We start from the raw sequence: 8,740 nt of genomic DNA, 5'->3' as shown, positions 1-8,740 counted from the left end.
GTAGTCTGCCTGCCACAATTTAATTGCAAAGCAGCCTCCTCCCGTTAAAGTATCTAAATATCCTGATTCAAATCAATTCTCGAAGACTGAAAATACATCAGAATCAAATCCCATTTGGTTCTGCATTTAAATAAACAACAAAGGGAATAACTCTTCAGTCATTCCCTTTTTGTAGCGAGAGGCGGGCTTGAACCGCCGACCTCGTGATTATGAATCACGCGCTCTAACCAGCTGAGCTACCTCGCCGTTTTTCTAACGAGGTGCAAATATAAAATCCTTTTTCATTTAAAAAAAATCCACGCCCATTTTTTTCTGAAAAGTTTAGAATTGCAATCTCTAAAATTTATTTCTTAAATTTTGCTTATATTACTAAAATTAAACTGTTGAAAAATAAAGAATACTGAACAATATGAAAATCCGGTAAGTTTTAATCCTGTTTTTTTTTATTCCATATTCTTAAGTATCTTGCGAAAAATTTCAGTAGTAACTTACAATTCACGTTTTTAGTTAGAAAAAATCCAGTATTTTGGGTTATATGAAAAAACTATTGACTTGTATAAATGGTTTTTTACATATTTACATCTAATTATTTTACTAATTCAAAGCCCGTCCAATGCAACAATTTGAACTCGAATATGTGCTCCATGCCTCACCGAAAGTAATTTACGATAGATTAAGCAGTGCCAGTGGATTATCAGAATGGTTTGCTGATGATGTTAATCAAAAAGGAAAAATTTTTACTTTCATTTGGGAAGGCTCCGAACAACAAGCAGAATTAATTCAAAAAAAAGACAATCGTCTGATTCGTTTTCATTGGCTGGACAGCGAAGACGATGAAAGTTTCTTCGAATTCAAAATTGAAATAGATGCTTTAACCAACGATTTATCTCTAATCATTACAGATTATGCTGAAGAAGATGAGATTGATGAAGGGATAGAATTATGGGACTCTCAGATTTCAGAGCTAAAACAAGTTTTAGGTATCTAATTTTTTAACACTCCACATTTACGAAACCTAATTAAAATACCTTATTTTTGTATTCCTCAAGACCAGTCTCATCGTGTTATTGGTCTTGTTTTGTATGGAACAAATCGTGAAGTTTCAACAAACATGATTTACTAATCTGGTTGAAAGATATTTTAGATTCCATTTATCAACCAAAATGGCAAGGAATGAAAAGATTGCATTCATTTATTTTAAAAAGCTTTTTAGGGCCTCTGGCATTTACCTTTTTTATCTGCATGTTTGTTTTACTCATGCAATTTTTATGGCGCTACATAGATGAATTGGTAGGAAAAGGTCTGGACTGGACTGTTATTGCAGAATTTCTATTTTATGTTTCTGCGACTTTAGTGCCAATGGCACTTCCTTTGGCTATTCTCTTAGCCTCCATAATGACCTTCGGCAATATGGGTGAAAATTACGAACTTATAGCGATGAAAGCGGCTGGAATATCCTTACAAAGGATCATGAAACCATTAACCATTCTAATTATCCTGATTAGTTTAGGTGCGTTCTATTTCTCCAACAATATAATGCCTGTTGCTTCCCTTAAAACTACAACCTTACTGCGCGATATTAAAAGACAAAACCCTGAATTAATTCTTAAGGAAGGAATATTCACGAACGACTTACCAAAATTTAGTGTTAAGGTTGGAAAAATAGATAAAAACACAGGAATGATGTATGATCTTTTGATCTATGATCATCGTGAAAATCTAGGAAATACTGATGTAACTGTAGCCGATTCGGGAACTATGGTAACTTCTGCCGACAAGCTAACCATGAATCTTACGCTGTATAGTGGTAATATTTATCAGGAAGTAAAACAAAAACCCCGAAACAGAAACAAAAATCATCCTTCCCGAAGAATAAAATTCAGAGTATTTAAACAAAATATTTCGTTGCCGGGCACAGATCTAAAGAGAACTGATGAAAATGTTTACAAAAACAGTTACAGAATGCTGAATTTGGGACAATTGGTAAATCAGGAAGACTCTCTTGAACTCAACCTAAAAAAGGAAAAAGATAACTTTACTAAAAGTTTGCTTGCCAGACATTATTTTCAAAAAGAACCTAAGAACTTATTAAAGGACTCAATAAAATCCGTCTTGATTACAGAAAAGATACAAGATGCTGATTCCCTGTTCAATAAACTTTCCTTATCAAAAAAGCTTACTACAATTAGTTATGCTTTAAACAAAGGCAGAAAAGCCCGTGAGAATATTTCCAGAAAAGATGGCGAATTTTCCGGCCAAATTAAATGGATTAGAAAATACACCAACGAATGGCATCGTAAATTCACTTTGCCTTTTGCCTGCTTTATCTTTTTCTTTATTGGAGCTCCTCTTGGAGCAATTATCCGTAAAGGAGGATTGGGTATGCCGGTAATTATCTCGATTTTATTTTTTATTGTATACTACATTATTTCGATGACAGCAGAACGTTTTTCAAAAGAATTGGTTCTTGAACCGGTTTGGGGCATGTGGATGTCTTCACTAATCGTTCTGCCTTTAGGAATAATTCTTACTTATAAGGCAACAACCGACTCCGCGGTATTCAATATTGAGAATTATATTGATTTCTTTAAGAAAATTAATCCTCTTAAATTTTTCAAGAAAAAAAATGCATAAACTATCCCTCATTTTAGGATTACTTTTTATTCTTATATCGGGTTCCTGCAACACATCAGAGCCCCCACAGAATAAGGAAGTAGATGAATTCATTAATAAATGGCACAAAGCTGCGGCCGAGGCCGATTTGACATCCTATTTTGATATGATGAGTGAAAATGCCATTTACATTGGCACAGATGCAGGTGAACGCTGGACTAAAAAAGAATTTTTCACATTCTGCGAACCTCACTTTTTAAAAGGAAAAACCTGGGATTTTAAACCTTTCAACCGACAAATATATTTCTCCGACGATAACAAAACCATCTGGTTTGATGAATTGCTAAACACATGGATGGGAGTTTGCCGCGGATCGGGTATTATTGTTCTTGAAAATGGAAAACTTAAAATTTCACACTATCATCTTTCAGTCACTATTAAGAATGAAAAGATGAACGAATTCTTACTAATCAATCAAGAATAGCATGTTCGACGACTTAAAACCAGATATTGATTATACAATGAGTCCCGACGGATATCGAATACTTTCGAAAAAGTATTTGACGGAAAGAGGATATTGCTGTGGAAACGGATGCAAAAACTGCCCCTATTTCCCAAAACACAACAAAGGAAACAGAACATTAAAAGAGTAAGGAATTATGAATAAACTTCGAATTGTATACATGGGAACACCCGATTTTGCTGTTGCTCCTCTTGAAGCCTTACTAAATGCAGGATGCAATGTTGTTGGTGTAATTACAAATCCTGACAAACCTGCCGGCAGAGGTCAACAAATTCAGGAAGCTGCAGTGAAAAAATTCGCGGTAGAAAAAGGGCTGAAAATTCTTCAGCCGGAGAAATTTCGAAATGAAGAATTTCTGGAAGAATTAAAAGCATTAAAAGCTGACCTTCAAGTAGTAGTTGCATTTAAAATGCTTCCTGAAATGGTATGGAACATGCCAAAATACGGAACGTTAAACCTTCACGCATCACTTCTTCCTCAGTACAGAGGCGCTGCGCCAATCAATTGGGCTATTATTAACGGAGACAAAGAAACAGGTGTTTCAACCTTCCTGCTTCAGCATAAAATTGATACCGGTAATATCCTGTTTCAGGAAAAAATTCTGATTGGAGATAATGATAACGTAGAAGTTATTCATGATAAATTAATGACTGTTGGTTCTGAACTGGTTGTTAAAACTGTTCATGCCATAGAAGCAGGAGAATATCCTCAGATTCCTCAGGAAAATTTATCTGATGAAGTAATTGCATTAAAATCGGCACCAAAAATTTTCAAAGAAGATTGTAAAATTGATTGGACTAAAGATTTGGACTCAATTCATAACTTGATTCGCGGATTAAGCCCTTATCCAGCATCATGGACCGAGTTAATTCCTAATGAAACAGGAAAAGCAATTGGACTTAAAGTTTTCACAACAGAAAAAGAAAAAACAAATCACAGTGAAGAAATTGGCCGTATCGTTACCGATGGCAAATCCTATTTAAAAGTCGCAGTAAACGGAGGTTTTATTTCCATTAAAATGTTGCAGCAGGCAGGTAAAAAACGAATGAAAACTGAGGATTTCCTCCGGGGATTTCAACAAATAAAGAACTATCATTTATAAAATACAAGGAAGCTGTTTCAGCTTCCTTTTTTTACGCTCACCAAATAAAAAAGCAGACTCCCCAATTATTCTTTTATTTTCGAAAACATTTTCGTAAATTCTCTATAGCTCTAATTTGGTTTTCAACAAGTTAAATTCCCGATTAGATTATATCCACACAGCTACCGGAATAATATTCTCATCCTCTCACCTCTTCCCCATAGAGACTATATTCTTTTGCGCTTCATCATGTGCCAATCCTACATTTTGATATGCTATAATATCTTACCTAGATAAACTTATAACTTATGATAACGCGCATTTTTGATTTACTGGAAAATTACAGAAAAAACTTTCCGGACAAAAGAGATGCCTTTGCTAAAAAAGAAAAAGACGGATGGATACCGTTTTCAACTGAGCAATACCTTACTTATTCGGATTATATAAGCTATGCTCTGCTGGAAAATGGCATTAAAAAGAATGATTGCGTTATTACAATAACCAACAACAGACCTGAATGGAATTTTGTTGATATGGGGCTGGCACAAATTGGTGCTGTGCATGTTCCCTTATATCCAACAATAAATACCAAAAGTTACGATTACATTATTCTGCAATGCCAGCCAGTTGCCATTTTTGTAGCTAATCATGTTTTATATGAAAAGATTGCACCTCTGCTAAACAATCATCCATCAGTAAAGTTTGTGTATTCATTTGAAAAAATAAAATCAGTTGCTCACTGGAGCCGCTTATTGGAAATTGGCAAAAATGCTGAAAACAAAATGCAAAAAGAGCTGTTGGCGATAAAAGATAGTATTCAGCCTGATGATTTAGTGACCATTATTTATACATCCGGAACTACAGGAAATCCTAAAGGTGTTATGCTTTCTCACAGCAATTTTATAAGTAATGTTTTGGCGTCTGCTGCCAGTTTAAATTTAGATTCATCTCACAAAACCTTGAGTTTTCTGCCAATTAACCATGTTTACGAACGAATGGTAAATTACCAGTATCAATACAAAGGAATTAGTATTTACTACGCCGAAAGCATGGATACCATTGGTGACAATTTACGCGAACTAAAGCCTCATGGTTTTGCTACTGTTCCTCGTTTGCTCGAAAAAGTATATGATAAAATCATGGCAAAGGGGAAAAGTCAGCCTTTTTTAAAGAAAGCAATTTTCTTATGGGCTGTTAACCTCGGCCAAAAATATGAGTTGAATCGGGCAAATGGCTGGTGGTATGAATTCAAATTGAAAATTGCCCGTAAACTGGTTTTCAGCAAATGGCAGGAAGCCTTAGGCGGAAATATCAAATTCATGTGCTCTGGAGGTGCCCCTTTGCAAATTCGTTTAGAGCGGCTTTTTTGGGCTGCGGGAATTCCTGTTCAAGAGGGATATGGACTGACGGAAACATCACCAATTATCTCGGCAAATCAGAATTCTTATCCTAACGTGAGGTTTGGTACTGTGGGACCGGTATTAAAAGGTGTAGAAGTTAAAATTGCGGAGGATGGTGAAATTTTGGTCCGCGGACCGAACGTAATGCTTGGCTACTATAAAAATCCTGAACTAACAAAGGAAGTTCTGGAAGAAGATGGTTGGTTTCATACGGGAGATATTGGTTGTTGGGAGGATGAACGTTTTTTAAAAATTACTGATCGAAAAAAAGAAATGTTTAAAACATCCGGAGGAATATATATTGCTCCGCAGGAAATTGAAAACAGACTTAAAGAATCTCCATTTATTGATCAAAGTATTGTTTGTGGTGAATTTAAAAGATTCCCTTCCGTGATCATTTCACCTGACTTTGTATTTCTAAAAGAATATTGCAGACGTAAGAAAATACCATTTGAGAGTGCTGATCAGATCATTTACAACCAGAAAATTCAAGTTCGTATCTGGAAAGAAATTCAAAAAATGAATGTTAATCTGGATCGTCCGAAAAAAATTAAAAGTTTCAGATTGGTTCCTCATGTTTGGACTCCTGAAACAGGAGAACTCTCGCCTACTCTAAAGCTAAAGCGTACCGTTTTAAAAATTAAATATCAATTGATAATTGAAGAAATTTATTCCTAACACACACTTAAAACACTATATATGCATCGTAAAATAAGGAAAGTTGCCGTTTTGGGAGCCGGTGTTATGGGTGCCCAAATCGCCTGTCATTTTGCAAATATTGGTCTGGAAGTTCTTTTGTTGGATATGCCTCCAAAGGAATTAAATGCTGAAGAAGAAAAAGCAGGTTACTCTCTTGAACATCCTAAAGTAAGGAATCGAATTGTAAACCAAATGCTTGGGAAAACCTTAAAAATGAACCCAGCCCCTTTGTATTTAAAGAGTTTTGCAAAACGGATTTTAACCGGAAATTTTGAAGACGATCTTCATAGAATTCAAGATTGTGATTGGGTGATAGAGGTCATCATCGAAAATTTAGGAATCAAGCAAAAATTATATACCCGCATTGAGGAATTTAGAAAAGCAGGCTCCTTAATTACAAGCAATACTTCAGGAATTCCAATTGAAATGTTATTAGAGGGAAGATCGGATGATTTTAAACAATCATTCTGCGGTACGCATTTTTTCAATCCTCCAAGATATCTCAAACTTCTGGAGATCATTCCTTCAACACACACATCACAGGAAGTAATCGGTTTCCTTACCGAATTTGGAGAAAAGCATCTGGGAAAAACAGTAGTGATTTGTAAAGATACACCTGCCTTTATTGCCAACAGAATTGGCGTGTATTCCATGATGTCGGTATTTCATCTGATGAAAGAATTCGACCTTTCGGTGGAAGAAACAGATAAATTGACCGGCCCTATTATCGGAAGACCTAAATCAGCCACATTCCGCACCTGCGATGTTGTTGGTTTGGATACTTTAGTTCTCGTAGCTCAAAACCTAAAAAAAGCACTTGCTCACGATGAATCTAAAAATGTTTTTGAGATTCCTGATTTCATTCAAAAATTAATGGAAAACCAATGGTTGGGGGCAAAAACCGGACAAGGGTTTTATAAAAAGATCAAGAATGAAGAGGGAATCAGCGAAATCCTTAGCCTGAACTTATCCAACTTTGAATATCAAAGCAAACAACAAATAAAATTTGCAGAATTTGAGGCTGCCAAGGCCATTCCTCATCTGAACGACAGATTTAAACTGCTGTTAAAAGGAGACGGAAAAGTCAGTCAATTCTACCGCAAATTATTTTTAGGTTTATTCGCCTACGTATCAAATCGAATCCCAGAAATATCGGATGAAATTTACAAGATTGATGAAGCCATATGCACAGGTTTTGCATGGGAAATGGGGCCGTTCGAAATATGGGATGCCCTGGGATTGAAAAAGACCATTCCCATGATGGAAGAACTGGGATATAAACCTGCAGACTGGACTTATAAAATGGCAGAAAAAGATCAGAAATTCTATCAGCTTAAAGCTGGAAACAAACAATACTTTGATGTTGGTTCTGAAAATTACATGACCATCCCGGGAACGGAAGAATTAGTCGCACTCAACAATCTTCGCCCTACTCACAGCATATGGAGCAACGAAGGCTGCAGTATTATCGATTTGGGTGATGGCGTTATTAATCTGGAATTCCACACCAAAATGAATACCATTGGAAGTGAAATTATTCAGGGAATTAACAAAGCCATTGAACTGGCCGAAACAGAATACAAAGCACTGATTATCTCCAACGAAGGGGAAAACTTCTCGGCCGGGGCAAATATCGGTCTGGTATTTATGCTGGCCATCGAACAGGAGTTCGAAGAACTGGACATGGTTGTCAGAACCTTTCAAAATACCATGCTGAAACTGAAATATACATCAGTTCCGGTGATTGCCGCTCCTCATGGAATGACTTTGGGTGGCGGATGCGAAGTTTGCATGCACTCCGATAAGGTAATTGCTCACGCCGAAACCTATATGGGATTAGTAGAATTGGGCGTTGGCGTAATTCCTGCGGGCGGAGGCACCAAAGAATTTGCCTATCGCCTTTCGAAAGAAATGGCTGCAGATGACATTAGAACCAACCGTTTCCGGGATAAATTTTTGACTATCGGACAAGCAAAAGTATCTACATCGGGGTACGAGGCCTTCGAATTGGGATACCTGCGAAAAGATGTTGATGAAGTGATTGTGAGCAGAAAGCACCAGTTGCTTTACGCTAAAAAAACAGCTCTGCTGATGTGCGAAAAAGGCTACACTCCTCCTCTGCCTGCCAAAGACATTCGAGTATTAGGTGCAGAAGGGCTGGCCTTGGTTTATTCCGGAGCCGACGGAATGGAAGTTGGCAATTACATTTCGGAGTACGATAAATATCTATCCATTGAACTTGGGAAAGTATTGAGTGGTGGAGAACTGAGCGAACCTTCAGAAGTTTCGGAGAACTACATACTGAATTTGGAACGTATTGCTTTTGTGAAACTATGTCAGCAAAAGAAAACCCTGGAGCGAATGCAAAGTCTGCTGCAAAAAGGCAAAATTCTTCGAAACTGATAACTGATAACTGATAACTGA

At 36.7% G+C, this 8,740-nt stretch carries 7 protein-coding genes and 1 tRNA gene; 7 read left to right on the top strand and 1 reads right to left on the bottom strand.

Annotated elements, in window-relative coordinates; genetic code table 11:
- Positions 1 to 172 precede the first annotated feature (172 nt).
- Positions 173 to 246, bottom strand: a tRNA-Met gene (locus BZG01_RS18780).
- Between the two features lie 367 nt (positions 247 to 613).
- Between BZG01_RS18780 and BZG01_RS18775 the strand changes: the two genes are divergently transcribed.
- The 7 genes from BZG01_RS18775 to BZG01_RS18750 all read left to right on the top strand — a co-directional run bounded on the left by BZG01_RS18775 (position 614) and on the right by BZG01_RS18750 (position 8,719).
- Positions 614 to 988 (top strand): START-like domain-containing protein, encoded by a 375-nt coding sequence (locus BZG01_RS18775; protein WP_101311379.1) that lies wholly within the window; start codon positions 614 to 616, stop codon positions 986 to 988.
- A 185-nt stretch (positions 989 to 1,173) separates the two neighbouring features.
- Positions 1,174 to 2,634 carry an LptF/LptG family permease gene (locus BZG01_RS18770; protein ID WP_101311382.1) on the top strand — a complete coding sequence of 487 codons (1,461 nt, stop codon included), beginning with the start codon at positions 1,174 to 1,176 and terminating at the stop codon, positions 2,632 to 2,634.
- On the top strand, positions 2,627 to 3,097 hold the full coding sequence (locus tag BZG01_RS18765; RefSeq protein WP_101311378.1) for a nuclear transport factor 2 family protein: 471 nt from the start codon (positions 2,627 to 2,629) through the stop codon (positions 3,095 to 3,097). The genes BZG01_RS18770 and BZG01_RS18765 overlap by 8 nt, the downstream gene beginning before the upstream one ends.
- A 1-nt stretch (position 3,098) precedes the next feature.
- Positions 3,099 to 3,266, top strand: a complete 168-nt coding sequence (locus BZG01_RS21645) for a DUF5522 domain-containing protein (protein ID WP_180327393.1) — start codon at positions 3,099 to 3,101, stop codon at positions 3,264 to 3,266.
- 6 nt (positions 3,267 to 3,272) lie between these two features.
- Positions 3,273 to 4,238, top strand: a complete 966-nt coding sequence (fmt, locus tag BZG01_RS18760; protein ID WP_101311377.1) for a methionyl-tRNA formyltransferase — start codon at positions 3,273 to 3,275, stop codon at positions 4,236 to 4,238.
- Positions 4,239 to 4,525: 287 nt separating this feature from the next.
- On the top strand, positions 4,526 to 6,295 hold the full coding sequence (locus BZG01_RS18755) for an AMP-dependent synthetase/ligase (protein WP_101311376.1): 1,770 nt from the start codon (positions 4,526 to 4,528) through the stop codon (positions 6,293 to 6,295).
- A 21-nt stretch (positions 6,296 to 6,316) separates the two neighbouring features.
- Positions 6,317 to 8,719: a 3-hydroxyacyl-CoA dehydrogenase/enoyl-CoA hydratase family protein gene (locus BZG01_RS18750; RefSeq protein ID WP_101311375.1), complete on the top strand. Its 2,403-nt coding sequence runs from the start codon at positions 6,317 to 6,319 to the stop codon at positions 8,717 to 8,719.
- The last annotated feature ends 21 nt before the right edge of the window (positions 8,720 to 8,740 follow it).

The organism is Labilibaculum manganireducens (genome assembly GCF_002843385.1).
GTDB lineage: Bacteria > Bacteroidota > Bacteroidia > Bacteroidales > Marinifilaceae > Labilibaculum > Labilibaculum manganireducens.
This window is presented reverse-complemented; position numbering and strand designations above follow the sequence as displayed.